The organism is Caballeronia sp. INDeC2, from assembly GCF_023631325.1.
In the GTDB taxonomy this organism is placed as follows: Bacteria; Pseudomonadota; Gammaproteobacteria; order Burkholderiales; family Burkholderiaceae; genus Caballeronia.
On record NZ_JALQDG010000032.1, the window covers coordinates 42,744 to 68,281 of the forward strand.

General features: G+C 64.0%; 29 protein-coding genes. 16 read left to right on the forward strand and 13 right to left on the reverse strand.

Annotated elements, in window-relative coordinates; genetic code table 11:
• Nucleotides 1-94: 94 nt before the first annotated feature.
• The 5 genes from NCS28_RS21775 to NCS28_RS21795 all read right to left on the reverse strand — a co-directional run bounded on the left by NCS28_RS21775 (nucleotide 95) and on the right by NCS28_RS21795 (nucleotide 2,817).
• The gene (locus NCS28_RS21775) at nucleotides 95-400 is read right to left on the reverse strand and encodes a helix-turn-helix transcriptional regulator (protein WP_250515848.1); all 306 of its coding nucleotides are present in this window, start codon (nucleotides 398-400) and stop codon (nucleotides 95-97) included.
• 57 nt (nucleotides 401-457) lie between these two features.
• Entirely contained in the window at nucleotides 458-862 is a 405-nt protein-coding gene (locus NCS28_RS21780) for an AraC family ligand binding domain-containing protein (RefSeq protein WP_250515849.1), read from the reverse strand.
• A 62-nt stretch (nucleotides 863-924) separates the two neighbouring features.
• The gene (locus tag NCS28_RS21785; RefSeq protein ID WP_250515850.1) at nucleotides 925-1,647 is read right to left on the reverse strand and encodes an NAD(P)H-dependent oxidoreductase; all 723 of its coding nucleotides are present in this window, start codon (nucleotides 1,645-1,647) and stop codon (nucleotides 925-927) included.
• Nucleotides 1,640-2,374 carry an enoyl-CoA hydratase-related protein gene (locus NCS28_RS21790; RefSeq protein WP_250515851.1) on the reverse strand — a complete coding sequence of 245 codons (735 nt, stop codon included), beginning with the start codon at nucleotides 2,372-2,374 and terminating at the stop codon, nucleotides 1,640-1,642. The genes NCS28_RS21785 and NCS28_RS21790 overlap by 8 nt, the downstream gene beginning before the upstream one ends.
• Nucleotides 2,371-2,817 carry a DUF2000 domain-containing protein gene (locus tag NCS28_RS21795; RefSeq protein WP_250515876.1) on the reverse strand — a complete coding sequence of 149 codons (447 nt, stop codon included), beginning with the start codon at nucleotides 2,815-2,817 and terminating at the stop codon, nucleotides 2,371-2,373. Before NCS28_RS21795 ends, NCS28_RS21790 begins: the two co-directional genes overlap by 4 nt.
• A 169-nt stretch (nucleotides 2,818-2,986) precedes the next feature.
• Here NCS28_RS21795 and NCS28_RS21800 point away from each other — a divergent pair, with 169 nt between their 5' ends.
• Entirely contained in the window at nucleotides 2,987-3,760 is a 774-nt protein-coding gene (locus tag NCS28_RS21800) for an OBAP family protein (RefSeq protein WP_250515852.1), read from the forward strand.
• 13 nt (nucleotides 3,761-3,773) lie between these two features.
• Here NCS28_RS21800 and NCS28_RS21805 read toward each other — a convergent pair whose 3' ends face one another.
• On the reverse strand, nucleotides 3,774-3,965 hold the full coding sequence (locus NCS28_RS21805) for a hypothetical protein (RefSeq protein WP_250515853.1): 192 nt from the start codon (nucleotides 3,963-3,965) through the stop codon (nucleotides 3,774-3,776).
• 166 nt (nucleotides 3,966-4,131) lie between these two features.
• On the opposite strand from NCS28_RS21805, the gene NCS28_RS21810 reads away from it, so the two are divergent.
• Complete coding sequence (locus tag NCS28_RS21810) at nucleotides 4,132-4,347, forward strand: DUF2795 domain-containing protein (RefSeq protein ID WP_250515854.1); 216 nt, start codon at nucleotides 4,132-4,134, stop codon at nucleotides 4,345-4,347.
• A gap of 103 nt (nucleotides 4,348-4,450) precedes the next feature.
• On the opposite strand, the gene NCS28_RS21815 is transcribed toward NCS28_RS21810, so the two are convergent.
• Together NCS28_RS21815 and NCS28_RS21820 are read right to left on the reverse strand one after the other, a co-directional pair.
• Nucleotides 4,451-4,945: a P-loop NTPase family protein gene (locus tag NCS28_RS21815; RefSeq protein ID WP_250515855.1), complete on the reverse strand. Its 495-nt coding sequence runs from the start codon at nucleotides 4,943-4,945 to the stop codon at nucleotides 4,451-4,453.
• 247 nt (nucleotides 4,946-5,192) lie between these two features.
• Nucleotides 5,193-6,101, reverse strand: a complete 909-nt coding sequence (locus NCS28_RS21820; RefSeq protein ID WP_250515856.1) for a LysR substrate-binding domain-containing protein — start codon at nucleotides 6,099-6,101, stop codon at nucleotides 5,193-5,195.
• Between the two features lie 103 nt (nucleotides 6,102-6,204).
• Here NCS28_RS21820 and NCS28_RS21825 point away from each other — a divergent pair, with 103 nt between their 5' ends.
• The 4 genes from NCS28_RS21825 to NCS28_RS21840 are packed head-to-tail and all read left to right on the forward strand — an operon-like array spanning nucleotide 6,205 to nucleotide 9,945.
• Complete coding sequence (locus NCS28_RS21825) at nucleotides 6,205-7,350, forward strand: NAD(P)/FAD-dependent oxidoreductase (protein WP_250515857.1); 1,146 nt, start codon at nucleotides 6,205-6,207, stop codon at nucleotides 7,348-7,350.
• The gene (locus tag NCS28_RS21830; RefSeq protein WP_250515858.1) at nucleotides 7,334-7,636 is read left to right on the forward strand and encodes a (2Fe-2S)-binding protein; all 303 of its coding nucleotides are present in this window, start codon (nucleotides 7,334-7,336) and stop codon (nucleotides 7,634-7,636) included. Before NCS28_RS21825 ends, NCS28_RS21830 begins: the two co-directional genes overlap by 17 nt.
• Nucleotides 7,633-9,105 carry an NAD(P)/FAD-dependent oxidoreductase gene (locus tag NCS28_RS21835; protein WP_250515859.1) on the forward strand — a complete coding sequence of 491 codons (1,473 nt, stop codon included), beginning with the start codon at nucleotides 7,633-7,635 and terminating at the stop codon, nucleotides 9,103-9,105. Before NCS28_RS21830 ends, NCS28_RS21835 begins: the two co-directional genes overlap by 4 nt.
• A 45-nt stretch (nucleotides 9,106-9,150) precedes the next feature.
• Nucleotides 9,151-9,945, forward strand: a complete 795-nt coding sequence (locus tag NCS28_RS21840; RefSeq protein WP_250515860.1) for an ABC transporter substrate-binding protein — start codon at nucleotides 9,151-9,153, stop codon at nucleotides 9,943-9,945.
• 73 nt (nucleotides 9,946-10,018) lie between these two features.
• Here NCS28_RS21840 and NCS28_RS21845 read toward each other — a convergent pair whose 3' ends face one another.
• From NCS28_RS21845 to NCS28_RS21855, 3 genes are read right to left on the reverse strand one after another with little or no spacing between them, the layout of a single operon-like run.
• Nucleotides 10,019-10,789 (reverse strand): ATP-binding cassette domain-containing protein, encoded by a 771-nt coding sequence (locus tag NCS28_RS21845; RefSeq protein ID WP_250515861.1) that lies wholly within the window; start codon nucleotides 10,787-10,789, stop codon nucleotides 10,019-10,021.
• Entirely contained in the window at nucleotides 10,786-11,808 is a 1,023-nt protein-coding gene (locus tag NCS28_RS21850) for an ABC transporter permease subunit (protein WP_250515862.1), read from the reverse strand. Before NCS28_RS21850 ends, NCS28_RS21845 begins: the two co-directional genes overlap by 4 nt.
• A 32-nt stretch (nucleotides 11,809-11,840) precedes the next feature.
• Complete coding sequence (locus NCS28_RS21855) at nucleotides 11,841-12,848, reverse strand: ABC transporter substrate-binding protein (RefSeq protein WP_250515863.1); 1,008 nt, start codon at nucleotides 12,846-12,848, stop codon at nucleotides 11,841-11,843.
• Between the two features lie 330 nt (nucleotides 12,849-13,178).
• Here NCS28_RS21855 and NCS28_RS21860 point away from each other — a divergent pair, with 330 nt between their 5' ends.
• Nucleotides 13,179-14,051, forward strand: coding sequence for a phytanoyl-CoA dioxygenase family protein (locus NCS28_RS21860; protein ID WP_250515864.1), 873 nt, complete (start codon nucleotides 13,179-13,181; stop codon nucleotides 14,049-14,051).
• A gap of 35 nt (nucleotides 14,052-14,086) precedes the next feature.
• Nucleotides 14,087-15,178, forward strand: a complete 1,092-nt coding sequence (locus NCS28_RS21865) for a LacI family DNA-binding transcriptional regulator (RefSeq protein ID WP_250515865.1) — start codon at nucleotides 14,087-14,089, stop codon at nucleotides 15,176-15,178.
• A 19-nt stretch (nucleotides 15,179-15,197) separates the two neighbouring features.
• Here the strand turns inward: NCS28_RS21865 and NCS28_RS21870 are convergent, their stop codons facing one another.
• Nucleotides 15,198-16,208, reverse strand: a complete 1,011-nt coding sequence (locus NCS28_RS21870) for a GntR family transcriptional regulator (protein ID WP_250515866.1) — start codon at nucleotides 16,206-16,208, stop codon at nucleotides 15,198-15,200.
• Between the two features lie 178 nt (nucleotides 16,209-16,386).
• Between NCS28_RS21870 and NCS28_RS21875 the strand changes: the two genes are divergently transcribed.
• Genes NCS28_RS21875 through NCS28_RS21910 form a run of 8 tightly spaced genes read left to right on the forward strand, consistent with a single transcriptional unit; the run spans nucleotide 16,387 to nucleotide 24,947 of the window.
• Nucleotides 16,387-17,463, forward strand: a complete 1,077-nt coding sequence (locus NCS28_RS21875) for an aldo/keto reductase (protein WP_250515877.1) — start codon at nucleotides 16,387-16,389, stop codon at nucleotides 17,461-17,463.
• Between the two features lie 46 nt (nucleotides 17,464-17,509).
• Nucleotides 17,510-18,412 carry a phytanoyl-CoA dioxygenase family protein gene (locus NCS28_RS21880; protein ID WP_250515867.1) on the forward strand — a complete coding sequence of 301 codons (903 nt, stop codon included), beginning with the start codon at nucleotides 17,510-17,512 and terminating at the stop codon, nucleotides 18,410-18,412.
• 34 nt (nucleotides 18,413-18,446) lie between these two features.
• A complete protein-coding gene (locus tag NCS28_RS21885; RefSeq protein WP_250515868.1) occupies nucleotides 18,447-18,776 on the forward strand; it encodes an L-rhamnose mutarotase in 330 nt (109 codons plus the stop codon).
• Between the two features lie 51 nt (nucleotides 18,777-18,827).
• Entirely contained in the window at nucleotides 18,828-19,868 is a 1,041-nt protein-coding gene (locus NCS28_RS21890; RefSeq protein WP_250515869.1) for a sugar ABC transporter substrate-binding protein, read from the forward strand.
• The gene (locus NCS28_RS21895; protein ID WP_250515878.1) at nucleotides 19,865-21,424 is read left to right on the forward strand and encodes a sugar ABC transporter ATP-binding protein; all 1,560 of its coding nucleotides are present in this window, start codon (nucleotides 19,865-19,867) and stop codon (nucleotides 21,422-21,424) included. Before NCS28_RS21890 ends, NCS28_RS21895 begins: the two co-directional genes overlap by 4 nt.
• A 38-nt stretch (nucleotides 21,425-21,462) precedes the next feature.
• Nucleotides 21,463-22,638: a sugar ABC transporter permease gene (locus NCS28_RS21900; protein ID WP_250515870.1), complete on the forward strand. Its 1,176-nt coding sequence runs from the start codon at nucleotides 21,463-21,465 to the stop codon at nucleotides 22,636-22,638.
• Between the two features lies 1 nt (nucleotide 22,639).
• Nucleotides 22,640-24,193 (forward strand): UxaA family hydrolase, encoded by a 1,554-nt coding sequence (locus tag NCS28_RS21905; RefSeq protein ID WP_250515871.1) that lies wholly within the window; start codon nucleotides 22,640-22,642, stop codon nucleotides 24,191-24,193.
• Nucleotide 24,194: 1 nt separating this feature from the next.
• Nucleotides 24,195-24,947 carry an SDR family oxidoreductase gene (locus tag NCS28_RS21910; protein ID WP_250515872.1) on the forward strand — a complete coding sequence of 251 codons (753 nt, stop codon included), beginning with the start codon at nucleotides 24,195-24,197 and terminating at the stop codon, nucleotides 24,945-24,947.
• Nucleotides 24,948-24,980: 33 nt separating this feature from the next.
• Here the strand turns inward: NCS28_RS21910 and NCS28_RS21915 are convergent, their stop codons facing one another.
• Nucleotides 24,981-25,454: a hypothetical protein gene (locus tag NCS28_RS21915; protein WP_250515873.1), complete on the reverse strand. Its 474-nt coding sequence runs from the start codon at nucleotides 25,452-25,454 to the stop codon at nucleotides 24,981-24,983.
• Nucleotides 25,455-25,538: the final 84 nt, after the last annotated feature.

The following is a 25,538-nucleotide window of genomic DNA, read 5'->3' on the forward strand; positions in this document are numbered from 1 at the left end:
CTAGATCATACGTATGATGTTGAAGGTAACCGAACGAGGTGCGTCGGAACAATCAGGGTTGACCCGATGCGCGTACCGAATATTGGTCGAACGATCAGGAAAGCGCGGACTGATAGACCTTCGGCGTCACGCCGGTCAACTGCTTGAACACGCGCGTGAAGTGCGACTGATCCGCAAAGCCGGTGCGCGCGCCGACCTCTGCGATGGGCCTGCCGTCGCGCAACATCGGCATCGCTGCACGCAAGCGCTCCTGTTGCTGAAAGGCGTGGGGGCTGAGTCCCGCTTCCCGCACGAAAGCGCGCAGCAGCACGAACGGCGTCACTTCAAACTCGCAGGCGAGCGTCGATAGCGTCACCTTTGCATGAAGGTCGTCGCGCAAACGGCGTCTTACGGCACGCACCAGCGCAGGCTCGCTGCGCACGGCGGGCAGGCCGTCGGAGCGCCTCGCGTGGCGCTCTTACAGGCTGAGGACGGCGCTCGCCAGGACTTCGCTACGCTTGAAGGGATCGTCGTCTTTTTCGGAGCACCAGTTCACGCCGTAGAGATGCCGCGACAGTGCATCGTCGACGACAAACGGGCTGGCCAGTTCGAATCGCTCGCGCCGCGCAATGCCGAGCCGGTCGCAGTACGCAGCCAGTTCCGCGGGCTGCACGTGTTCGACGCGCATCTTCCATTGACCATCGCCGGCGGCGGCGCCTGAATGCACCACGTCGGCATCGATGACGATGACGTCACCGCGCCGGCATATACGCCGCTGTCCCCGAACCTCGACGGCCAATGCCCCGCCGGTGATCACCGCGAGGCAATGCGTATCGTGCGCGTGCGGCGGGTATCGATGGCCGACGAACTGTCCCTTGAGCATGACGGCGTCCATGACATCGGGGGCGCGCCAGACCTTGACCGAACGATTCGCCGATGTCGCTTTCATGAGGAAACAGTCCGTGGAAGTGCTCTGAACACATCATCATAATTCTCTAGCCGCGGCATTGCGATACGCGGTTGCGTCTCGAGGCTATCGATGAACTCGCACCAGCGCGCCAGTGTGTCGGCCCGCTCGGCGTCCGAGCAATAGGGAACGTGCCACGCAAAGAACGGCTCGATCACGTCATAACCCACATAGCCCAACGTGCCTTGCAGCAGATGACGCAGCATGCCGCTCGCCAGTTCGCCGTGAATGCCTTGCGCACCGAACATGTGTTCCCGTCCGCCCAGGCTCACGCCGATCACAGCGCGCTTGCCGGTCATGCCGCCGCGTCCGTAGATGCGCTTGCCGCCATACATTGCGCCCGACAGGAAGCAGCGGTCGATCCAGCCCTTGATCAGCGCGGGCACGGAGAACCAGTAAAGCGGGAATACGAGCATGAGCGTATCGCTGGCCAGCAACGCTTCGACTTCTCGCCGGACATCGGGTGCAAGTGCATCGTGCTCGAGCGCATGCCGTTGTTCCAGTGCATAGACAAGATAGTCGCTGTTGCCGCGTTCGGGGAAGTCGCTGGCGCGAACCACGGGATCGAAGTCGAGCGCATACAGGTCTGAAAAGCTCAAATCGTGATTGCGCGACTTCAGTACGCGTTCGGCTTCGCGGGCCATTGCCGAACAGAACGATTGCGGCTCGGGGTGAGCGTGAACGAGGTGAACTCTAGCCATGAGGAATCGATCTCCGGATGCGCGATGAAATGAAGGCGTTGAGATGAAAGAACTCTCGCTCGATCGCTTCTTGCGCCGGTAACGTCTCGCCTTCCAGGATCAAACGCCGCGCGATCTGCAAAGCGCTCGGCGGTTTGGCGGCGAGACGCAGAGCGTAGTCGTTTGCAACCGCGCGCACGTCCGCGTCCGGCACAACGCGGGAAACGAATCCGCGCTGCAAGGCTTCCGATGCTGTTATGGCGCGTCCGCTCATCAGCCAGTCGCGTGCGGTGAGATCGCCTACCCTGCGTGCCAGCAACGCGGTCGCGCCCGCTTCGGGCACGATGCCGAGATCGGAAAACGGGAACCGGAAAGTCGCGCGCTCGCCGGCGGCCACCCAGTCGGCGTGTAGCAGCATCGTGGCGCCGAATCCCACTGCAGCGCCATTGACCGCGGCAATCAGCGGCTTCGGCTGCTCGGCGAACGCCGCGATGCATCGACGGATCGCGCCGTCGCCGGCTTGCGGCCATAGCGTACCGAACGCGGCGGTGTCGTGCCCGGAGCAGAAGCTGTCGCGGGTACCTTGCAGCAGCAAGCAGTGCACGCGCTCGTCGCCTTGCGCCAGGCGCAGCGAGTTCGCGAGCGCGTCGAACATCAGACCGTCGAGCGCGTTGCGCTTATCGGGGCGGTTCAACCCGATAGACCAGATCCGACCGATGAGTTCCGATGCAACTCGCGCTTCCATCATGCAAACAGCGAAAAACCGCCGACCAGTTTGCTCACACGGTTCCTGGCCCCGACCACTCCGACCGCCAGATACTGAAGCGATTCGCCCGCGTGCGTTTGAACGGCGTCGAGGAACATGGCGTAATCCGTGGTGGCCTGCCCTTGTACGGGAAAGTCCACTACGTCACAGTGCGCGAGCGATTTTTGGCGAAGCTCGCTCAGTTGGAGCGCACTTGCCTTCAATACCGGAATGCCGATGGGAATGAGCCCGGGATGCGCCGTGCCGTCCCGCTCGATCAAAGGCGCACCGACCAGATGACTATGACGCTGGCCCAGCGTGAACGCGACCACAGCTGCGGCGTTCGACGCTTTACCGGGCGGCAACGCTTCATCGACGACGATCACACAACGCTCCCGCTTCTGCGGGGTTTTCCGCGCGTCGGCCTCGGGTGCTTCGGTATGCACTAGCAATGTCCCTCTCCTGAAGAATTGATGTTGGAGAGCATGCTATGCGTTTCGTTTTCGAAAGTATTGGACGATTTTGCAGCGGGCGGAGTGAGGCGCGCGGGTCCATCCGTTTCCGGAACGACGATTGCTGCGCCAACGGCGCTGACTCCATCACGGGAGGCGATCCATGAGCTATCGACCCGAGGAAACCGACGGCTTCGCGCCGTTCGCCGCCGGCCTGATCACCGGTCTTGCCGCGGCTGCAACCGCGTTGATCGCGCGTCGCGCGGCTGGTGTGATGAGCGTGGGCGCCGGGCATTCGGCCAAACATCGCGCGCTGGATCTGGCTGCCGGCGTCATGCAGCCGAAGTATCCGCTCCAGGCGATGAGCACATGGCTCAACGGCTTTCACTTCTACGCCGACGACATGGGCCGGCAAGTCGAAGCGCATCACTTCTGCATCCATCTGCGACGCGACTTGCATCAGTGCGTGATCTTCGATTCGAACGCGCCGGGGGCGCGCCTCATCGGCATCGAATACATCATTCCCGAAGAGCGCTTTTTGCAGCTGCCCGACGAAGAGAAGCGGCTTTGGCACAGTCACCATTACGAGGTAAAGTCGGGCGTTCTCGTCGCGCCTGGCATTCCCGAGCTCGCCGAACGTGCGTACTTCAAGGATCTCGTGAACACGTACGGCAAAACGTTCCACAACTGGCAGATCGATCGGGACGATTTCCCCTACGGCGCGCCCCAACTCATGATGGGCTTCACGCAGGACGGACAGGTGGACGAAGCGGCCGTCGCCGAACGCGACAAGCGCCTCAAGGTGTCGCACGATGACAGAAAACGCAAACGCTACGACATCCCCGTGCCGGATATCGCGCCGGGCGCGAATGCGTGGGAGTCCGGCACTTCTCTCCAGACCGAACTGAAGGAAGTGCCGTTCGATTTACGGCGATAGATGCAGCGCGTATTCAAACGCCGGCGTCGCCGCTTTCGCGCGTGGCCGGGCCCTCACCCGGCTTTGTTTCGGTGAGGTCGCCTTCGCTCACTTCCGCTTCGCGGATCGTCGTACCTTCGTCGTCGGATTCGGAGATATCGGTGGTGAAGGTTTCATCGCCTTCTTCGGGCTTTTCTTGCTCGGGATTCTGTGCAGACGTGCTCATGACGCGCTCCTTGAATAAGACGTTCGATGATCGACTGGATGTCGATGCATCTGCCTTTCATTCAGCAATTGCGGTGCCGAGTTTTTCGCGCGTGCCGGAACGGCGATTGCGCTGGTTCAAGGCGGCGCTCAGTCTTGCGCTCGACCCACGTTCAAGGAGAGACGCAATGGCAAACGAGCAATCGAATGGCGGTGGACTCAGCGTGTTTCTCGAAGTGCAGAAGGCGCTGAAAGGCATCGACTATCCGGCCGACAGACAGACCATCATCGATACGGCGAAGAAGCACGGCGCCGGCGAGGAAGTGATGTCGGTGCTGGAGGGACTGCCGGAGCAGGAGTTCCAGACGCCCGCCGAAGTATCGAAGGCGGTCGGGAAGGAATGACGTCGCGCACGCCGCGCGTCGATGGGCGATACAGCCGTCGGCGGTCTGCGCGCGTTCACTCGAGTGTCGCTGCCGCGCGTGCCGCATCCCGCGCGAGGCGCTTTTATTCGATTCGCTCCGCGAACGAGCGCACGTCGCCCCTCGTTCTCAGGCATCGCTTGTCCGTGGGAAACGAAGTGAAAACCGCCTCGTGGGCGACATACGAGCTAGAGCCCGTACGCGACCGGTACGTTTGTGCCCATTGCAGCAAGTCTGCAAACGATTGTTGAGTCGCCCCGCCGCGGATGCCGCGTTGGCGAATATTGGCGACGCAATCAGATTCGTCGATGTTTATCCAGACCAATGCAGTCGCGCTCGAGAGAATCGGTGACACGATCCAGCCGTAGATACCCTCCATCACCCAGCGTTCCTTGCTAGCCGCATCACGCGCCATCGCGATCACGTCTTCCCGCTTCCGCGCGATGCTGTAGCCGCCCGGCTCCCAGTTGAGCACGTCGAGATCGATCCAGTTGCCACCGATCCGCGTGGCGATTCTCTGCGCCAGCCAACTTTTTCCCGAGCCTGAGTTTCCGATGACCAGTGTCTTCATGAGATTCATGCGCTAAGACTCCCAAATATGCTTGGATGACAATGAACGAGCTTCTACTGGTAATCCACGACTGCGGAGAACAGCTCGATGCGCCGATGATGATCCACTCCTTCCGCTATCTGCCAACTCAGCCGGCATAACGCAAGGCATCAGGCAACACCGTGAACGCCGGTGAACCCTGCCGCCGGCTCGGAACGACAAAGTGGTCGGCGAGGCGCTTGCCCCGGTGCGCGACCAGGCTTTGGTGAAAGCCAGTTCACGCGTCGGCTATCGCTAACTCGAACGCCTCTCGCACGTCCGCGCAGAACGTCTCGGCCACCGCCGACCGCGGCTGCGATGCATTGGTCACGATATAGAAGTGATCGGGCACGGCAGGCGCGAAGGCCTTCACCGCCACGCGCTGCCGCGCATACGACGCGGTGACCGGATCGATCAGCGCAACGCCCGCGCCGTTCGCGACCAGCGCCACGATGGCCTGCGAAAGCTGCGCTTCGATCACGAGATCGCGCGTCACGCCCGCTTCCACGAAGACGCGATCGATGGCGCTACGTGCATCGAAGCTCTGCGGAAACGAGATGAAGCGCTCGCCGCGCAAATCCGCGGGACGCAACGACGCCTTGCGCGCAAGACGATGCCCACGCGGCACGATGCAGCGCATGACCGCGTTCGCCAGCCGCTCGCTCTTCACGGCCGGATGCGGAATCGGCTCCGCGATCAGCCCGACATCGCATTGGCCGGACGCCACTTTCTCCACCACCGTCGTGGCGCTGTGCGCAAGCAGATTCACGTCGATGCCCGCGTGACGCTCCACGAAGCGCGTGATTACCGCCGGCAGCAGATCGAGCGCGACAGCGGGCGACCCGGCCACGCGCAGCGAACCGCGCCGCATCGCGCGAATCTGCTGCGCGGCCTGCGCGATGCGGTCCATCCCGACGAACGCGCGCTCCACTTCCTCGAACAGCACGCGCGCCTCGGCGGTCGGGACAAGCCGGCCCTGAAGCCGGTCGAACAGCACGAAGCCGACGCGGCTCTCCAGATCGGCGATGAGGCGGCTCACGGCCGGCTGCGAAATGTGCAGCGACTCGGCCGCGCGCGTCACCGTATGGCGCAGCATCACCGCGCGAAAGGCCTCGATCTGGCGAATCTTGAGTTCGGATGCTTCCATAATATTTGATTATAGGTGACTGAAGAATCGGCATTTGACGGAGAATTTTGCCGCGCCCACAGTTTCGTCCGTGATCGGTAAAAACAGGCAGGAAACGCATTTCATGCACGACAGGCAATCCCATAACACGGCGCGCCGCTTCGATATCGTCGTTGCGGGCGGAGGACTCGTCGGCATGGCGATCGCGTATGGCCTCGCGCGCGCGGGCAAACGCGTCGCCGTATGCGACGGCGCGGACTCGGCGCATCGCGCCGCGCGTGGCAATTTCGGGCTCGTCTGGGTGCAGGGCAAAGGCGGAAGCTGTCTGCCGTACGCGCAGTGGTCGCGGGAATCGTCGGAGCGCTGGGGCGCGTTCGCCACGCAATTGCAGCGCGAAACCGGAGTCGATGCCGGCTTCGAGCGGCCGGGCGGCATCGAGCTGTGCGAGACCGCCGAGCAACTCGAGGCCGGGCGGCAATTGCTCGAATCGATCCGCGCACAGGATTCGTCGCTTGACTACGACGTGCTCGATCTCGAAGCGCTGAAGGCACGCGTTCCCGCCGCATCGGACAGGCTGGCGGGCGCGCTGTATTCGCCGCACGACGGCCACGCGAGTCCGCTCTACACGCTGCGCGCAATGCAGGAGGCGTTTGCGCGTCACGGCGGCACGTATCTGCCACGCAACGAGGTGCGCGAAATCCGACCACGCTCGAACGGCTTCGAGATCGATGCAGCAAACGGCACGCTCGACGCCGAGCGCGTGGTACTCGCGGCCGGTCTCGATAACGCGCGGCTCGCGCCGATGGTCGGCATGCATGCGCCCATCACGCCGCTGCGTGGCCAGATCATGGTGACCGAGCGGCTCGCGCCGTTTCTCGACTATCCGACGCTGGTCGTGCGGCAGACGCCCGAAGGTTCGGTGCTGCTCGGCGATTCGGCCGAACCGGCCGGCTTCGATGACGGCCAGACGCGCGCGGTCATGGCCGACATCGCCCGGCGCGCGCGCACCGCGTTTCCGCTGCTCGCGCATGCGCGCATCGTGCGCGCGTGGGGTGCGCTGCGCATCATGACGCCGGACGGCCTGCCGGTCTACGAAGAATCGCACGCGCATCCGGGCGCGTTCCTCGCGATCTGCCATAGCGGCGTGACGCTCGCCGCCGCGCACGCGGACGTCATCGCGCCCTGGATCGGCGGCGGCGCGCGGCCCGCGATTCTTCATCCCTTCGTCGCCACGCGTTTTTCGAAATCGACCGATGCCCACGCTCTTTGAATCTCTCGCCGCCGTGCCGACGCGCACGGTCCGCATCGACATCGACGGCACGCACCGGGATGTGCCGCCGCATTACACGGTCGCTGCCGCTCTCCTCGAAAGCGGTGTGCTCGCGTGCCGGACCACGCCCGTGAGCGGCGCCCCGCGCGGCCCGTTCTGCATGATGGGCGTCTGCTTCGACTGTCTCGTGGAAATCGACGGCGTTCCGAACGTGCAAGCGTGCATGACCCGCGTGCGCGACGGCATGTGTGTGCGCGCGATGGCGGGCAAAGCGAGGCTCGCATGACGCACGACGCAATGCAGTTGAAGTGCGACCTGCTGATCGTCGGTGCCGGACCGGCGGGCATGTCCGCGGCCATCGAGGCGCGTGCGGCGGGTCTCGAGGTCGTCGTCGCGGACGAAGGCGAAGCGCCTGGCGGCCAGATCTATCGCAATGCCGCGCACTCGCCGCTCGCCGATGCACACGTGCTCGGCAACGACTATCTCGCGGGACGCGCGCTGATCGGGCGCTTCGCCGCCAGCGGCGCGAAGCATCTGGCGCGTTGCGTCGTATGGCAGATCGCGTTCGAGAACCGGCAGCTCATCGCGATGCTCACGCGCAGCTTGCACGGCGAACAGCGCGGCGAACAGCGCGGCGGCACGCTCGAAGTGGCGGCGCGCGCGGTGCTCGTCGCGACCGGCGCGCAGGAACGCCCGTGGCCCGTGCCCGGCTGGACGCTGCCGGGCGTGATGGGCATCGGCGCGGCGCAGACGCTGCTCAAATCGACGGGACTCGCGCCGTCGAACGATGCCGTGCTCGCCGGTTGCGGGCCGCTGCTGTGGCTGTTCGCATCGCAATTGCTGAACGCGGGGCGCCGCGTGCGCGCGATCGTCGACACGACCCCGCGCGATGCCTGGCGCGCCGCGCTGCCGCATGCGTTGCCCGCGATCGCAGGCGCCGATTATCTGCTGAAGGGCGCGCGCATGATGCGCGCGGTGAAGCGTGCCGGCATCGCCATACATCGCGGCGCGAGCGCGTTTTCGATCGAAGGCGAAGGCCGCGCGCAACGCATCCGTTTCGTCGATGGACACGGCGCGCCGCAATCGATCGACACGCCGCTCGTGTTGCTGCATCAAGGCGTGATCCCGTCCACGCAACTGCCCCGCTCGCTCGGCTGCGAGCACGAATGGGATGCGTCGTCGGCCTGCTGGCGCGCTTGCACCGATGTGCGCGGGCGCAGCAGCATCGACCGCGTCTGGATTGCGGGCGACGGCGCGAGCATCGGCGGCGCGAAGGCTGCGGCGCATGCGGGCACGCTCGCGGCGCTCGACATCGCGCGCGAGCTCGGCGTGCTCGACGCCCCGTCGCGCGATGCACGCAGCCGTCCCGCGCTTCGTGCGTTGAAGCGGCACCTCGCCGTGCGCCCGTTGCTCGACGCGCTCTACACGCCGCCGGCCGCGTTGCGCCGTCCCGCCGACGACGTGACCGTCTGCCGTTGCGAGGAAGTCAACGCGGGAGAGATACGCCGCATCGCGGCGCTCGGCTGTCAGGGACCGAATCAGATGAAGGCGTTCTCGCGCTGCGGCATGGGCCCCTGTCAGGGCCGATGGTGCGGCACGACCGTGAGCGAGCTGATCGCGCAAGTGCAGGATCGGGCGGTCGGCGACGTCGGCTACTACCGCATCCGCGCGCCGATCAAGCCCGTCACGGTCGATGAGATCGCCGAGTCCATCGCCCTCGACGACGACTTCACACGCGGCGAATTCCCGAGCTGATCCCATCCATCACATACGACACGACACAACACACACGGAGCCTCTATGAAAATCACACGCGCAAAGACGATGTTGACTGCCGCGGCGCTTGCCCTGGCGGCCATGAGCACGACGGCATCGGCCAAGGAATGGAGCACGATCCGCGTCGGCGTCGATCCGACGTATCCGCCGTTCGAATCCGTCGCGAAAGACGGCAAGGTCGAAGGCTTCGACATCGACCTGGGCAACTTGCTGTGCGCGAAGCTCAAGGCCAAGTGCGTGTGGGTCCAAAGCAGCTTCGACGGCCTGATCCCCGGCCTGCAGGCGCGCAAGTTCGATGTGATCCTGTCGTCGATGGCGGCCAATGCGAAGCGCCGCGAGCAGATCGATTTCACGGAGCGGCTGTACCGCAACCAGACGCGGCTGATCGCGAAGGAAAGCGCGCATCTGCTGCCCGACGCGTCGAAGCTCGCGGGCAAGCGCGTCGCGGTCGAGCAAGGCACGGTGCAGGAGACGTATGCGCGCGAGAAGTGGGCGTCGTCCGGCGTGGAAGTGGTCGCGTATCCGAGTTACGACCAGGCGTATGCCGATCTGACCGCGGGCCGCGTGGATGCAGTGCTGATGGATGCCGTGCAGGGCAAGCTGGGTTTTCTCGCGACGCCGGCCGGCCGGGGCTTCGCTTTCGCGGGCGATGTGGTCTATGACGCGAAGATCATGGGTGACGGCGATGCCGCGGGTGTGCGCAAGTCGGACCCGGAACTGCGCGACGCATTGAACGGGGCGATCGCCGAGATGCTTCGGGACGGTACGTATCGCAAGATCGAAGCGAAGTACTTCGACTTCGATATGTATGGAAAGTGACGCGATTACGCGCGCCCCGCTCGTTGCTGCGGGGCTGCACACGGAGAGCCTGTGTTTCCGGATTGGATGAAGCTCACGCCACCGCCCGCGTGGCCGCGTATTCGTCGCCGACCATCATCTTGACGACGGCGTCGCCATCCACTTCGGACACGCGCCGCTCGCCTACCGCCTCGCCCCGGCGCAGCACGAAAATCCGGTCCGACACACTGAAGATATCGTGCAGGTTGTGCGAGATCAGAATGACCGCCACGCCCTCCTTCTTCAGCGATACGATCAACTCCATCACTTTGCGCTGTTCCGGCACACCCAGCGCGGCGGTCGGCTCGTCCATGATCAGCACGCGCGCGTTCCAGTAGATGGCCCGCCCGATCGCGATGGCCTGGCGCTGCCCGCCCGAGAGCATCTTCACCGGGCCGTGAATCTTTCTTGCCGGAATCACGATATCGAGCTGATCCAGCACATCCTGAGCGACGCCCGCCATGCGAGGCCGGTCGATCACGTTGAAGCCGAAGCGCCGCGTGACCGGCTCGCGTCCGAGAAAGATGTTGCTGCCGACATCGAGATTGTCCGCAAGCGCGAGATCCTGATAGATCGTCTCGATGCCCTTCGCGCGCGCGTCCTGCGGATCGCGGATATCGAGCGGCTCGCCGTCGAAGAAGACCTGTCCCTCGTCCGGCTGATACACGCCCGAGATGATCTTGATGAGCGTCGACTTGCCCGCGCCGTTGTCGCCGCACAGCGCGACCACTTCACCCGCATGCACGCTCATCGAGACTTTCTTCAGCGCCTCCACTCCGCCGAAGCGGATGGACACACCGCGCACTTCGAGTAAGGGCTGGCTCATGACGACACTCCGAAGTGTTCCTTGTACTGGTCGATCAGCACCGACACGATGATGACGACGCCCACCGCGATGAACTGCCAGAACGCATCGACGTTGATGAACACGAGACCGAACTCGATCACCGCTATGATGAGCGCGCCGATCAGCGAGCCGATCAGATTGCCCGTGCCGCCGAACAGGCTCGCCCCGCCGATGACGACGGCGGCGATCGAGTTGAGCAGCATGGGCTCGCCCGCCGTCGCCGCACCCGCCGAAAATCGCGCCGTGTACACGATCCCTCCGACCGCCGCGAACGCCGCCGAAAGCATGTAGATCACGATCTTGTGCCGCCGCACGTTGATGCCCGCGCGCAGCGTCGATTGCTCGTTGCCGCCGATCGCGTAGGTGTATTGGCCGAATCGCGTTCTCGACAGGACGAAGTGCATGATGGCGAGCAGCACGGCCGTGACGATCACAGGATTCCAGCCGGAGCCGAGCATCTGCAGACCCGGGTTGTCGACCGATACCGTCATGCCGCTGCCGGCCGCGAGAAAGCCCGCACCGCGCGCGATACCGTACATCCCCAACGTGCCGATGAAGGGCGGCACGCGATAGCGCGACACGAGAATCCCATTGATCGCGCCGGGTATCACCGACACGGCGATGGTGAGCGGCACCGACAGGCACAGCGCCCATGCCGACCCGCCGGCCAGCAGCGTGAACTGCGCGGCGCACACGGCGGCCAGCCCCATGACGAACCCCACCGACAGATCGATCCCGCCCGTGACGATCACCAAGGTCTGCCCGAGCGCGAGCAGGAGCGGCGCGCTCGCGGCGAGCGAGATCGACTGAAGGTTGTACGCGTTGAACAGAAACGAGCGATGCTGCGTGATCTGCGACCAGACCTCGAAGAAAACGCACAGGAGCGCGAGGAACAGCCATGACCAGAAACGCCCGATCAGTTCACGATAGTCGAGGTGCCCGTGCGTCCATGACGAGCCGGCCGCCGACGGGCCGGTGAGCGACGAGGTCTTTTGCATTGCGGTGTCTCCGTGAATGCGCGGCGCAGGCGTCAGTTCGAATAGATGAACGGCTTCACGTCCGGGCTGTCCACGTTGCCCTTGTCCATCACGACGAAGCCGGTGCCTTTCTCCTTCGGGACGGTCTTGCCATTGATGGCATCGACCGCGTATTTGACGCCGTAGTAGCCCATGTCGGCGGGCCGCTGGGCGATGGCGTAATCCACGAGGCCGCTTTTCAGATCCTTGTCGATGCCCGGTACCGCGTCGAACACGATCACCTTTACCTTGCCGCTCTTGCCCGCCATGTGGATCGCCTGCGCCACGCCCTTGCCCGAGAACGTGTTCGCGCCGAAGACGCCCGCCAGATCGGGCTCGCGCGCCATGACGCCGGAGACATCGGTTGCGGCCTTGTTGGAATCGTCTTCGCTGTAGAGCGTCGGCAGCAGCTTGATATTCGGGTACTTCCTGATCTCTTCCGTGAAGCCCTGCACGCGCGCATCCGTGCTCGATACGCCCGGCTTGAGGCTTTCGCAGAACACCGCGCCCTTCTCGCCGATGGCTTTGGCGAGCGTGCGCGCCGCGATGCGTCCGCCCTCGCGGTTATCGGACGCGACGAAGGACAGCGGAAAGTCTGCGTTGCCCGCGCCCGTCTGATACTTTCCCGTGCCGATAAAGGTATCGACCGTGATGACCTTGATGCCTGCCTTCCGCGCCTCGTTGAGCGGCTCGATGAGTTGCTGCGTATCCACGGGGGATATCAGGATCGCATCCGGCCGCTTGGCGATGAACGCCTTGAGAATCGGCACCTGCTCGGTGGTGTTCCAACTCTTGGGTACCTGAAACAGCAGCTGAACCTTGTCTTCCGTCGCGGCCTTCTGCGCGCCGTGGTACATGGTGAAGTAGAACGGATCCACCACGCCCGGCAACAGCGCGACTACGGGGCTTTGCTTGTCCGCATGCGCTGACGACGCGGGGAGCGTGGCCATCACTGCGCCAGTCAGCAAAAAGCCCAGCGCGCGACGGCGCGGGCGCGATGCACCTTCCGACAACGTACCCATGACTGCGTCTCCTGAAGTTTTTTTGTCGGCGCCGGGGCGGCCACATTGGGTCTTTCCGAGCGCGCTTCGAAACGTTTAGCGAAACGTTTCGCCAATCAATCTATGCAGTCACCGCAGCTCTGTCAATGGAACTTCGGGTAAACATGGAATTGCGGATTTACGACGTTCTTGCGGTAGTTCTTCGTTCGCGTAATCCCCGATATTTCTTCCTTGGAGGCTTTGCTATAACTCATAGCGAAACGTTTCGCTAAACGTTTCGCCAAAGCGCGGGTGGCATTTGTACTGGACCCGCGCGCCGGTCCGAATCGACGTTTCAGGAGACGAACGGTCATGTACACCAGGCAAGCCATGCGCGAACTCGGCATAAGCGATACCCTGCGCCCCGAGCAATTGCGCGAACTCGATGAAAAGGGCTTTTTCATCGTCGAAGATGTATTGAGCCCGAGCGAGTGCCGCTCGATGGCAAAGGAATTCGAACGGCTTCACGAACTCGAACGCCTGACCGGCGGGCACGAGGTGCATGTCGAACCGGGCGCGCGGCGGGTGTCGAACATTTTCAATAAGACGTCCGCGTTCGATCCGTTGCTCGAACTTCAACCGGTGCTCGCCACGGCGCATCATCTACTGGGCGAGATCAAGGTACACGGCGCGAATCTGCGCGATCCCGTGCAGGGTTTCGGCCATCAGCAGATGCACGTGGACGTGCCCAAGCACTTCGACGACGACTGGTGGGTGGCCAACGCAATCATCCTCTTCGACGACATGACGCTCGACAACGGCCCGACGCGCGTGGTCCCCGGCTCGCACAAGTGGGCGCCGATCAACGTGCCGGTGTGCAATCAGGGCGACTGGGAACCGGGCCCGGTCTCAGAGGAAGACCGCGCGCGCATTCCCGCCGATCTCGATGCGCCCTATCCCGGCGAAGTCCTGCTAACGGGTCGTGCAGGCACGGTGTTCATCATGAACGCATCGGGCTGGCACAGCGGCACCATGAAGAAGAACGATGCGGCCCGGCGCGTGCTGCATCTCACGTATACTCGGCGGGATCTTCCGCAGCAGCTCGTTCAGATCGACCACCTCACGCCCGAGCTTTACGCGCGCATGCCGCCCGCGCATCGCTTCCTGCTGGAGATCGAGCCGCCGCGCTCGGCGGACGGCGTGGTGCGTCAGCCCAGCCGCGAACATGCGGGCTGGTGGAACTGAATCGTCGAGCCGCAACATCGGATGGACCGAGATCTATGGCAACAATGAAGGATGTGGCGCGTCTGGCGAGCGTGAGCCTGGCGACGGTGTCCGCGGTTATTTCAGGCTCGTCGTATGTGAGCCCGGATCTGACCGCGCGCGTGCGCTCCGCCGTCAAGGCGCTCGGCTACGCGCCCAACCCGATTGCGAGCAGCCTCAAGAAAGGCAGCACGAAACTGCTGGGCCTCGTGGTACCCGACATCACCAATCCGTTTTTCACGGAGTTCGTGCATTCGTTGCAGCGGCGCGCGCATGCGCTGGGCTATTCCGTGCTGTTGTTCGACAGCGATCGCGACATGGAACAGGAACGGGAATGTCTGCGCATGCTGCGTGCGCATCTTGCTGTCGGCACCATCCTGTGTGCCTGCGCGCCCGAAGAGTCCTACGAAAGGATCGAAGGCGAAATCGGCGCGATGCCGGTGGTCGCCATCGACCATGCGGTGCGTTCGCATGCGTGGGACTCGGTCACGCTCGACAACAGGGCCGCCGCGCGCCTCGCCGTGCAGCATATTCTCGATTTCGGGCATCGGCGCGTGGGCATCGTCGCGGGTCCGCAGTTTCTCGTGCCCGGCCGCGACCGCCTGCTCGGTTTCGAGGAAACGCTGCGCGACGCGGGCATTCCGGTCGTGCAGCAGTCCGTGTCGGAAGGCGCGTTCAACGAGGAAGGCGCCTATGATGCCGCGCTCGCGCTGCTCGATCTGCCCAAGCCGCCCACGGCCATCTTCGTCGCGAACAATCAGATGTTGATCGGCGCGATGCAGGCGCTCTCGGCGCGCGGCATTGCGTGTCCGTCGGATTTGTCGATCACGTCCATCGACGATTTTCCGTGGGCAAGCGCGTTCTCGCCGGCGCTCACGATCGTGCGCCAGCCCGTCGACCAGATGGCGCAAGCCGCGCTGTCGCTGATGCTCGAACGTATCAAGGGCGACGCGCGCGAACCGCGTCATGAGGTTTTCGCACCCGAACTGATCGTGCGGAAATCGTGCGCCCGGCCTGCCGGATCGACCGTCGCGAAAGTGTCGCCGCGCGGCAGCGCCGACAGGAAACCTCGCGGTTCGCGCGCGATGGCAGTAAAGGCGCCGGGCTGACAGGTCTGGCGCGATCCGCTCAGGCAGCCGGCTCGGCTTCGACCAGATAAGGCGGCAGCGGCTCCGCCAGATGCGATTGCACCTGATGCCAGTGCTCGATCCAGAATGCACAGGATTCCTTCAGATGTCGCTTGAGCGTATCGGCTGCCCGCTCATGCTTGTTCTTCAACAATAGGTCGAGCACTTCGAGATGCTGATGCAGACTCTCGTACACATGCGTTTCCGGCTCGTCGATATACGAATGCACGCGATGCGGATTCGACACCAGCAGCAGATGCGTACGCTCAAGCACGCGCAGCAATTCGGTATTCGGACAGGCCGCCAGCAGTCGCACATGCAGATCGTTTTCCAGATCGATATGCGTGGTGCTGCCGAGCGTGGGGATATCGGTGAGTGCATCGCGGAGCTTGTCGCGGGCCTCGCGCACGACGCCCACGGGCGTCGCCTGCGCGGACTGAACGAGCGCCTCCGGCTCGATCAGCCAGCGCAATTCATACAGCGCGCGAATGCGGCTCGCCGTAATGCGCTCGGCCACCCAGCGCCCCTGCCGGTCCTTGTCGACCACACCGCTGCTGTGCAGACGCGCGAGCGCGTCGCGGGCCACGGTGCGGCTCACATCGAAATGCTCGGCGACGCGATCTTCCGTGATGCGCAGCGACCGATACACGACCGCCACGCAAATCTCCCGCTCGAGTTCGGCATGAACCTGCTTCCAGCGCGGCGACGATTCGAGACTGATCTCGCCGATGTTCGCGATCTCACCATCGCGACCATGGCCATTGCCGCGCCGCCCCACGACCACATAGCCGCGCCCGTCCCCTTCGCGCACGGTCTTGTCGATGCACAACGCCTGCAACGCACGGCGCGCGGGCGAACGGCTCACCGCGAACGCGCGCGCGACATGCGCTTCGAGCAGACGCTCGCCGGGGCGGATGCGGCCATCCTTGATCATGGCCTTGATCATCGTATAGACACGCTCCTGCATGGGCGCGTGGTCGTCGTCACGCGGGGTGGTCGGATTCGTACTCATGGGTTGGCATCCGTATAAGTCGCTGCCCGGATTTCCCCGCTTCAGGGAAACCACGGATTGGGGTCAACTGTACATCGTGTACATTGTTCATCGTACATCGTATGCAAAGAACGGTCACACTCTCATTTACACCTACGGCAATCGCACACGGTCGCCGCGCAAGGAATGGAGGGGTCGCATCGTGTCGTACGTCACTTCGGAAACGCGGGCCCGGCGCCGCTTCGTCAGCCGTTCGGGCCGCGAGCTCGATTTCACGTCACTCGGTCTGGGCAGCGCTCCGCTCGGCAATCTCTATCGTGCGATTCCCGACGACGAAGCACGCGCGACGGTGAACGAAGCATGGCACCAGGGCGTGCGCTATTACGACACGGCCCCGCTCTACGGCTACGGTCTCGCCGAAGTGCGCGTCGGCTCGTTTCTGCGTACGCATGCGCGCGATGACTTCCTGCTCTCGACCAAGGTCGGACGCGTACTGCAACGCTGCGCGCCGGAAGAGCGCGACGGCATCGGCAAGTTTTTCGACGTGCCTTCGCGCCGCGTGATCTACGACTATTCATATGACGGCGTGATGCGCAGCTTCGAGATGTCCTTCGAGCGGCTCGGCTTCGACCGGATCGATATCGTATTCGGTCACGACATCGATGTCTTCACGCACGGCAGCAAGGAAGCGAGCGCGCAACGCACGCGCGAGTTTCTCGATGGCGGTGTCCGCGCGCTCGCGGACCTGCGTTCGCAAGGTGTGATCGGAGCGATCGGCATCGGCGTGAACGAGTGGGAAGTGTGCGAGGTCGTGGCGCGCCATGCGGATGTCGATCTGTTCCTGCTCGCGGGGCGTTATACGCTGCTCGAACAGCAAGCGCTCGAGACCTTCCTGCCCTTGTGCGAGGCGAAGGGCATGGGCATCGTCGTGGGCGGGCCGCTGAATTCCGGCATTCTCGCGACAGGCGCGAAGCCGGGTGCGTGGTTCAACTACTCGCCCGCGCCGCAGGACGTGCTCGATCGGGTCGCGCGTATCGAACGTGTGTGCGCGGCGCATGGCGTCAGTCTGCGCGATGCCGCGCTGCAGTTTCCGCTCATGCATCCGTGCGTCGTGAGCGTGATTCCCGGCGCGGTGACGGCCGAGGAAATCCGTAGCAACGTGCGCTCGCTGACGACGCCGATTCCGCCGCAACTTTGGGCCGATCTCAAGCATGAAGGCCTGCTGCGCGAGGATGCGCCGGTCATCGAACCGCAGACCGAAAAACGATCGGCATGAATCGAGGTCCGGCACGCAGCCGGATCATCCCCCAAGGAGACAGGTCATGAACACCGCGCAAGCGCTGGCCGCGCTCGGCATCGACGAAACGGCCGTGACGCCCGAACAGCTCGCCTCTTTCGACGAACTCGGCTACTGCATTTTTCCCGATGTCTTCACGGGCGACGATCTCGAAGCCATGCGCGCGGAAGTCGACCGGCTTCAGGCGATCGAGGGCGCGTACGGCGGCCATGAGGTTCACATCGAACCCGGCGCGATGCGTCTGTCGAACCTCTTCAACAAGTCGCCCGAATTCGACCGCTGCCTGCGATGCGGTCCGACGCTCACGCTCGCGCATCGGCTGATGGGCGAGATTCGCGTGTATTCGCTCAACGCGCGCAACCCCGCGAAAGGGCAAGGCCAGCAATTGCTTCACAGCGATGTGCCGCGCGCGCACGCGACCGACTGGCGCCTCGTCAACACGATGGTCATGCTCGACGACATGACCGAGGACAACGGCCCGACGCGCGTGGTGCCCGGCTCGCACAAGCTCGTGCCGATCAACGTGCCGGACATCAACATGTGCGAGTTCGACCGCATTCTCACGACGCCCGAAGACGAAGCCGTGATCCCGAAGGACCCGATGGCGACGCACCCGAAGGAAGTGCATCTGATGGGCAAGGCCGGTTCCATCGCGGTGATCAACGCGCGCATCTGGCATGGCGGCACGATCAACCGTTCGGGTGCGCGGCGTCGCGTGCTGCATCTCGCGATCGGGCGGCGCGACGTGCCGCAGCAGTTCAACGAGCGGGAACATCTGACGCGCGGACTGCACGAACGCACGGGACCGGCAGAGCGCTTCCTGCTCGATATCGAAGGCGCGGAGCCGAAGGATATCGATCCGCTCGAACTGCCGAAGGAAGCGCGGCTCTGGAAAGCCGCTGACGTGGAACGCGTCGGCCGTTACTGATCCGCGCGCCGCGGACGACCACGAGGAGAACGCAATGGAGCGCATGGGATTCGTGCTGCAGATCAAGCCCGAAGCAATACCCGAATACAAGCGGCTGCACCGTGAAACATGGCCCGAAATCCTGGAGATCATCTCGCGCGCGAATATCCGCAATTATTCGATCTTTCTCAAGGAGCCGGAAAACCTGCTGTTCGCTTATTGGGAATATGCCGGCGACGACTTCGCGGGCGATCAGGCGAAGCTCGCCGAAGAGCCGCGCATGAAGGACTGGTGGGCCATCTGCGATCCGATGCAGGTTCCGCTCGACACGCGCCGGCCCGGCGAATGGTGGGCGCGCATGGAGAGCGTGTTTTTCGAGCCTTGAGCGCATCGCGCGGTACGACATACAAACAAAACGTACGTGGTGGAGACGATCATGCAGACATGGAAAACCGCAGCGGCGTGCATGGCCTTCGGGGTCGCGGCCGTCGCATCGCTGAGTGCGCCCGCGCAGGCCGACGAGAAGCATCCGCTGATTGCCGTGGCGATGAAGACGCAGGTGCAGCGCCGCTGGACCTTCGACTACGCCGCGATGGAGCGCGAAGCGAAGGCGCAGGGCGCGAAGCTCATCGTGCAGTGGGCGAACGACGATCCGACCTTGCAGGCCTCGCAGGTCGAGAACCTGCTGAGCCAGCAACCGGACGCGCTCATCATCGTGCCGGTGGACAGTCAGGCGGCGGGACGTATCGTGAACTCGGCGCATTCGTCGGGCGTGCCGGTAGTCGGTTACGACATCGGCGTATCGACGGCCAAGCTCGATTACTTCGTCATGCGTAACAATAACCTCGTCGGCGAGCTGCAGGCGAAAGGCGCGCTCGCGAAATCGCCCAAAGGGACGTTCGCGCTGATCAAGGGCGATCCGGGCAATGATGTCGCGCAGGCGATCTCGAAGCAATACGACGCGCTGCTCGTCAAGAACGGAAACGTGAAGATCGTCTTCAATCAGTTCGTCGGCGGCTGGGATTCGAAGGCGGCCCTCTCCGACGCCGAGAACGTGCTGAGCGCGCAGAACGACAAGGTCGACGCCTTCGTCACCTCGAACGACGGCATGGCGCTGAGCGTCGTGCAGGCGTTGAAGGCGCGCAATCTGCAAGGCAAGGTCTACGTATCCGGTCTCGATGCGGAGCCCGCGAATCTGCAACTCATCGCGCAAGGCATGCAGACGATGTCCGTCTGGACCGATCTAGACGAGGCCGGCAGCGCCGCCGTGAAGGCCGCCGTGGCGCTGGCGCGCAAGCAGAAGCCGTCCGTTGCGACCACGGACATCAACCTCGGCGCGGGCGCGGTGCCGACCCATCTCGTGAACGTCGTCGCCGTGACGCAGGACAATCTCTGCAAGTTCGTCAATCACGATGCGCCGCGCGGCTGGGTCACCCCCGATCAGGTGTACGGCGCGGGGAAATCGCCGTGTCAATGACAATGAGCGCGGCGGTCGAATCGGCCGATGCTCACGCGAGCCCGGTGCTCTCCCTGCGCGGCGTGAGCAAGTCGTTCGGCGGGATCCTCGCCGTGAGCGGTGTGCGCATCGATGTCGCGCCGGGCGAGGTCGTCGCGCTGGTCGGCGAGAACGGCGCGGGCAAATCGACGCTCATGAAGATCATCTCGGGCGTCTATCCCGCCGACAGTTTCGAAGGCGAGATGTTGCTCGACGGCGCGACGGCGCGCTTTCGTAACGTGCGCGAGGCGGAAAGCGCGGGCATTGTGCTCGTACCGCAGGAATTGCATATCGCGCCGAATCTGAGCATCGCGGAAAACATGTTCATGGGCATGTTGCCCTCGAAGCGCGGTTTCGTCGATGAACGCGCCCTGCACAAGATCGCGAAGGAGCGCCTCGCCTTCTTCGGTGTCGATGCGCGGCCGAACGCGCCCGTCGGCGAACTGAGTCCATCGGCGCAACGGCTCGTGACGATCGCATCGGCGTTGTCGAAGTCCGCCGCGCGCGTGTTGATCCTCGATGAACCAACCGCTTCGCTCACGCAAGGCGAAGCGGTGCATCTGTTCGAGCGGCTGCGTCAGGTGAAGGCGCAGAACGTGGGCTGCATTTACATCACGCACCGGCTGGACGAGATCGCGGAAGTGGCGGACCGCGTCGTCGTGATGCGCAACGGTCAGGTCGTCGCGCATTTCGAATCGGCGCACGAACGGCTTTCCGACGTGGTGCGCGCGATGATCGGCCGCGATCCCGCACCGCGTGCGCCGCGTGAACGACGTGCACGCGCCGAGCCCATTCTCAGCGTGCGCGACCTGTGCGTCGACGAGCATTTCGGCGCGAAGCGGCGGCGCGTGGACAAGGTGAGCTTCGATCTGTGCCGCGGCGAAGTGCTCGGTCTCTTCGGTCTCGTCGGCGCGGGACGCACGGAACTGGCGAAGGCGATCTTCGGCGCGTGGCCGGGGGCCGTATCGGGCGAGGTACGCATCGCAGGCGAAGCCGTGCGGCCTTCCTCGCCGGGCGAAGCGATTCGTCTGGGCATCGGCATGTTGACCGAGGATCGCAAGCAGACGGGCCTCATCGAAGGCCATAGCGTGCTGTCCAATATCAGCGCGGCGAGCATTCATGCGGTGTCGCGCGGGCCGTTCATTCGCAGAGGCGATGAAGTGCGGCGCAATCTCGAACTCGTGACGCGCTTCGATCTTCGGCCGCCCAAGCTCGGCGCAAAAGTCGAGGAGTTCAGCGGCGGCAATCAGCAGAAGGTGCTGCTTGCGCGCTGGGTCGCCATCGGGCCGCGCATCCTGATCGTGGATGAACCGACCTATGGCGTGGACATCGGCGCGCGTGCGGAGATTTATCGCCTGCTGCACGAATTGGCGGCCAAGGGCACGGCGGTGCTGTTGATATCGAGCGACATGAACGAAGTGCTCGACGAGAGCGACCGCATGCTCGCGATGTACAAAGGACGCATCACGCAGACGTTTCAGGGCGGCGAAGTCACGCGCCACGAACTCATGGCCGCAGCAACCGGAGAGGCACACTGATGAAGTATCCATCGCTGATACGCCGTGCGGCACCGCGAATGAACGCGCAAACGCAGACGCTCACCGCGCCGCCCACGCGTCGCGAACTCGGGCAACTCGTGAGCGCGCGCACGTTGAGCATGGCGGTCGTGTTCGTGCTGCTCGCGATCGCGTTCAACGTTGCATCGAACGATATCTTTCTCACGCCGCGCAATCTCTCCTTGCTGTTCCGGCAGGCGTCGATCGTCGCGCTCGTGTCGGCGGGGGTGTCGATCCTCATGATCATGGGCGAGATCGACCTGTCGATCGGCAGCGCGGTGTATCTCAGCGGCGTGGTGGCCGCGAGCCTCTCGGTCACGCACGGGCTCGGCGTCGTGCCCACGTTTGCCGCGGTGCTGGCCGTCGGCGTGCTGATGGGACTGTGGCAGGGATTCTGGACGGTCACCGTGGGCGTGCCCTCGTTCATCGTGACGCTCGCGGGCTTGCTCGCGTTTCGCGGCATCGGCTATTACACGACGAATGCGGCGACTATCGCGCCGGTGTCCACCGAGTTTTCCGCGATCAGCGAAGGCTTCGTGCCTGTCGCCGCGTCCATCGCCGCGTTGCTCGTTGCGTGGGCCGCGTGCGCGTATTACATCTTGCGCCGGCATCGGGCGCAAGATGCGCTCGGTGAACCGCAAGGACCGTCCGCGCCCGCCATCAAGCTCGGCGTGCTCACCGCCATCGCGGCCTTTCTTATCTGGGTATTTTCTGGCTTTCGCGGCGTTCCGACGGCATTGCTGTGGGTCGCGGTCATCGGCATTGCGTTGTGGGTGCTCATGACGAAAACGATCTTCGGACGCAACGCCTATCTCACCGGATCGAATCGCGAAGCGTCGATACTCGCGGGCATTCCGCTCGCGCGGCAGCTCTATACCGGCTTCATTCTGATGGGCGCGATGTACGGCATCGCCGGGATGCTCATGACCGCGCGCCTCGGCGCATCCACGCCGACGACGGGCATGTATCTCGAACTCGATGCCATCGCGGGCGCGGTGATCGGCGGGACCGCGCTCAAGGGCGGCGTGGGTACGGTGCCGGGCGCGATCATCGGCGCGGTGCTGCTCGCCACCATCGACAACGGCATGAGCATTCTCAACGTTTCTTCGTTCATCCAGTTGGTGATCAAGGGCCTCGTGCTGTTGTTCGCGCTGGCGTTCGACTCCTACATCACCAAGCGCCAGGGACGCCGCTGAAATGTCCACACTTACCGACGAGGCCGTGCGTGCGCCGCGCGTGATCCGCCTCAATGCGAAAGACGATGTCGTAATCGCGCTCGATCAACTCGTCGCCGGAACGCGGATCGAGAAGGAAGGCATCACCGTGTCGGGTCTGATTCCGCCCGGCCACAAGATGGCGACGCGCGATATAGCCGCGGGGGAGGCCGTGCGTCGCTATGGGCAGATCATCGGTTTCGCGACGCAGCCGATCCGCGCGGGACAGCATGTGCATGTGCAGAACGTGGCGATCGGCGACTTCGCACGCGACTACGCCTTCGCGCAGGATGCGCACGCCACGCGCAGCATCGATACGCCCGCGCACTTCGAAGGCATCGTTCGCGAGGACGGCCGTGTGGCCACGCGAAATTATGTCGGAATCCTGACTTCCGTGAATTGCTCCGCGACGGTCGCGCGCGCCATCGCCGATCATTTCCGGCGCGACATTCATCCAGAGCGAATGGCTGCATATCCGAACGTGGATGGGGTCGTCGCGCTCACGCATAGCGCGGGATGCGCGGTGGACTCGGAAGGCGAAGCGCTCGCGATGCTTCAGCGCACGCTGGGCGGCTACGCGATCCACCCGAATTTCGCGGCGGTGCTGATGGTCGGTCTCGGATGCGAGACGAATCAGATTCCGAAGCTGCTTGCATCGCAAGGTCTCAAGGATCACGCGCGCCTCAAGACCTTCACGATCCAGGATACCGGCGGCACCACGCAGACCATCGCGCGCGGCATCGAATTCGTCGAGCAGATGTTGCCTGAAGCGAACGATGTGAAGCGCGTGCCGGTGAGCGCGAGCGAACTCGTCGTCGGCCTTCAATGCGGCGGCTCGGACGGCTATTCGGGCATCTCGGCCAACCCTGTGCTCGGCGCGGCGGTGGATCTGCTCGTCGCGCATGGCGGCACCGCGATTCTCTCGGAGACGCCGGAAATCTACGGCGCGGAGCACTTGCTCACACGCCGCGCGCAGACCGAAGCTGTCGGCCGCAAGCTCGTCGATCGCATTCACTGGTGGGAAGATCACGTCGCGCGCAACGGCGCGGCGCTGAGCAACAATCCATCGGCGGGCAACAAGGCGGGCGGCCTCACGACGATCCTCGAAAAGTCGCTCGGCGCGGTCGCCAAGGGCGGCACGACGAACCTCGTCGAAGTCTACGAATACGCGCAGCCGGTGAGAGCGAAGGGTCTCGTCTTCATGGATACGCCTGGCTACGATCCGGTCTCGGCGACGGGACAGGTCGCGGGCGGCGCAAACCTCATCTGCTTCACGACAGGGCGTGGCTCGGCCTATGGCTGCGCGCCCTCGCCTTCGCTCAAGCTCGCCACCAACACCGCGCTCTGGGAACGTCAGTCCGACGACATGGACTTCAATTGCGGCCAGGTGTTGAGCGGCGAAGGCTCCATCGAGGAACTGGGCAGACGCATGCTCGAACTGATGCTCGCGACCGCATCGGGCAAGCGTTCGCGCAGCGAGTTGCATGGTTACGGGCAGCAGGAGTTCGTGCCGTGGCAGATCAGTGTGATTACGTGAGATGAACCGCATCGATCTCCACGGGCGCGTGATCGCCATTAACGGCGGTGCGCGCGGCTTGGGTTATGCCGTGGCGGAGCGTGCGTTGCGATCGGGCGCATCGGTCGCGTTATGGGATTACGATGCCGCGCGCCTCGAACGCAGCCTCGCTGTGTTGTCCGCGTGGGGGCCCGTGCATAGCGGCGTCGTCGGGCTCACCGACGGCCCGTCTCTCGAAAGAGCCGTTGCCAGCACGCTCGATACGTTCGGCGCGCTCGATGCGCTCGTCAACAGCGCGGGCATCACGGGTGGCTGCGGCACGACGTGGGACCTGTCTCCGCAGGTGTGGCGCCGCGTGATCGACTTCAACCTGACTGGCTCGTTTCTCGCGTGCCGCGCCGTGGTGCCGCAAATGATCGGGCAAGGATATGGACGTATCGTGAACGTTGCGTCCATCGCGGGCAAGGAAGGCGCAGCGCATGCATCCCATTACAGTGCGTCGGCGGCGGGGATCATCGCGTTGACGCAATCGTTGGGCCGTGAGCTCGCGGCGAAGAACGTGCTCGTCAATGCCGTCACGCCTGCGGCGATTCGCACCGACATATCGGCGACGATGTCCCGGCAACAAGTCGAGTACCTGTTCGCGAGGGTGCCCATGCGCCGCCTGCTTTTGCCCGACGAAGCCGCATCGATGATTGCCTGGCTCGCGTCCGAGGAATGCGCCTTTAGCACGGCGGCGGTGTTCGATCTATCCGGAGGACAGGCGACTTTCTGATGCGTGGGTCGTCTCGATGTACGCTGCAACTTTCTAACCACGCACGCTCGCTGCGCGCAGCCGGTCGGTAAAAAGCACGCCTCGATGTAAGAAAAAAGCAATGTTTTTGTGAACATCCGATTGAAGTCTTATATTCACGGAATTGTCACGCAAAGACAGTGCCGCATAACATCTGAGGAACAGCATGTCCCGAGCCCAGCGCAGCAACGGAGCGATCTCGACGCGCGATGCCTTCAGACGCGCATGCGCTCTTTTTGTCGTATTGCTTTCTCTGAGCGCATGTGGCGGCGGAACGTCGGACGGTTCGTCGACGTCGACATCGGCGCCGACGTCAACATTGCCGCAAGGCAACGGGACGGCTTCGGAAACCTCGGTCCCGACCGAATCGGGCGCATCGGCACCGCTTGCGAGCAACACGGACGGGGCCAGCACGCCGGCTGCCGACGTCGGAGCCTCCACGCCAGCGGCCGCCGTGAATCCCGCGTTGCCGGCGATATCGATCGTCACCGATGGCGGCGCCGCCATCGTCGACAAGGAAACCTATATTCCGGGCACGCTCGCCATCACGAATCCGGACGGAACGAGCGCGTT

Excerpts from the sequence above, each read along its gene's own strand:
- NCS28_RS21825 (WP_250515857.1), top strand. The coding sequence starts at position 6,205 with ATGCACGACAGGCAATCCCATAACACGGCGCGCCGCTTCGATATCGTC.
- NCS28_RS21780 (WP_250515849.1), bottom strand. The coding sequence starts at position 862 with ATGCTCAAGGGACAGTTCGTCGGCCATCGATACCCGCCGCACGCGCAC.
- NCS28_RS21910 (WP_250515872.1), top strand. The coding sequence starts at position 24,195 with ATGAACCGCATCGATCTCCACGGGCGCGTGATCGCCATTAACGGCGGT.
- NCS28_RS21835 (WP_250515859.1), top strand. The coding sequence starts at position 7,633 with ATGACGCACGACGCAATGCAGTTGAAGTGCGACCTGCTGATCGTCGGT.
- NCS28_RS21840 (WP_250515860.1), top strand. The coding sequence starts at position 9,151 with ATGAAAATCACACGCGCAAAGACGATGTTGACTGCCGCGGCGCTTGCC.
- NCS28_RS21865 (WP_250515865.1), top strand. The coding sequence starts at position 14,087 with ATGGCAACAATGAAGGATGTGGCGCGTCTGGCGAGCGTGAGCCTGGCG.
- NCS28_RS21785 (WP_250515850.1), bottom strand. The coding sequence starts at position 1,647 with ATGGCTAGAGTTCACCTCGTTCACGCTCACCCCGAGCCGCAATCGTTC.
- NCS28_RS21800 (WP_250515852.1), top strand. The coding sequence starts at position 2,987 with ATGAGCTATCGACCCGAGGAAACCGACGGCTTCGCGCCGTTCGCCGCC.
- NCS28_RS21830 (WP_250515858.1), top strand. The coding sequence starts at position 7,334 with ATGCCCACGCTCTTTGAATCTCTCGCCGCCGTGCCGACGCGCACGGTC.
- NCS28_RS21845 (WP_250515861.1), bottom strand. The coding sequence starts at position 10,789 with ATGAGCCAGCCCTTACTCGAAGTGCGCGGTGTGTCCATCCGCTTCGGC.
- NCS28_RS21790 (WP_250515851.1), bottom strand. The coding sequence starts at position 2,374 with ATGATGGAAGCGCGAGTTGCATCGGAACTCATCGGTCGGATCTGGTCT.
- NCS28_RS21870 (WP_250515866.1), bottom strand. The coding sequence starts at position 16,208 with ATGAGTACGAATCCGACCACCCCGCGTGACGACGACCACGCGCCCATG.
- NCS28_RS21890 (WP_250515869.1), top strand. The coding sequence starts at position 18,828 with ATGCAGACATGGAAAACCGCAGCGGCGTGCATGGCCTTCGGGGTCGCG.
- NCS28_RS21810 (WP_250515854.1), top strand. The coding sequence starts at position 4,132 with ATGGCAAACGAGCAATCGAATGGCGGTGGACTCAGCGTGTTTCTCGAA.
- NCS28_RS21905 (WP_250515871.1), top strand. The coding sequence starts at position 22,640 with ATGTCCACACTTACCGACGAGGCCGTGCGTGCGCCGCGCGTGATCCGC.
- NCS28_RS21900 (WP_250515870.1), top strand. The coding sequence starts at position 21,463 with ATGAACGCGCAAACGCAGACGCTCACCGCGCCGCCCACGCGTCGCGAA.
- NCS28_RS21855 (WP_250515863.1), bottom strand. The coding sequence starts at position 12,848 with ATGGGTACGTTGTCGGAAGGTGCATCGCGCCCGCGCCGTCGCGCGCTG.
- NCS28_RS21815 (WP_250515855.1), bottom strand. The coding sequence starts at position 4,945 with ATGAATCTCATGAAGACACTGGTCATCGGAAACTCAGGCTCGGGAAAA.
- NCS28_RS21820 (WP_250515856.1), bottom strand. The coding sequence starts at position 6,101 with ATGGAAGCATCCGAACTCAAGATTCGCCAGATCGAGGCCTTTCGCGCG.
- NCS28_RS21850 (WP_250515862.1), bottom strand. The coding sequence starts at position 11,808 with ATGCAAAAGACCTCGTCGCTCACCGGCCCGTCGGCGGCCGGCTCGTCA.
- NCS28_RS21860 (WP_250515864.1), top strand. The coding sequence starts at position 13,179 with ATGTACACCAGGCAAGCCATGCGCGAACTCGGCATAAGCGATACCCTG.
- NCS28_RS21805 (WP_250515853.1), bottom strand. The coding sequence starts at position 3,965 with ATGAGCACGTCTGCACAGAATCCCGAGCAAGAAAAGCCCGAAGAAGGC.
- NCS28_RS21880 (WP_250515867.1), top strand. The coding sequence starts at position 17,510 with ATGAACACCGCGCAAGCGCTGGCCGCGCTCGGCATCGACGAAACGGCC.
- NCS28_RS21885 (WP_250515868.1), top strand. The coding sequence starts at position 18,447 with ATGGAGCGCATGGGATTCGTGCTGCAGATCAAGCCCGAAGCAATACCC.
- NCS28_RS21895 (WP_250515878.1), top strand. The coding sequence starts at position 19,865 with ATGACAATGAGCGCGGCGGTCGAATCGGCCGATGCTCACGCGAGCCCG.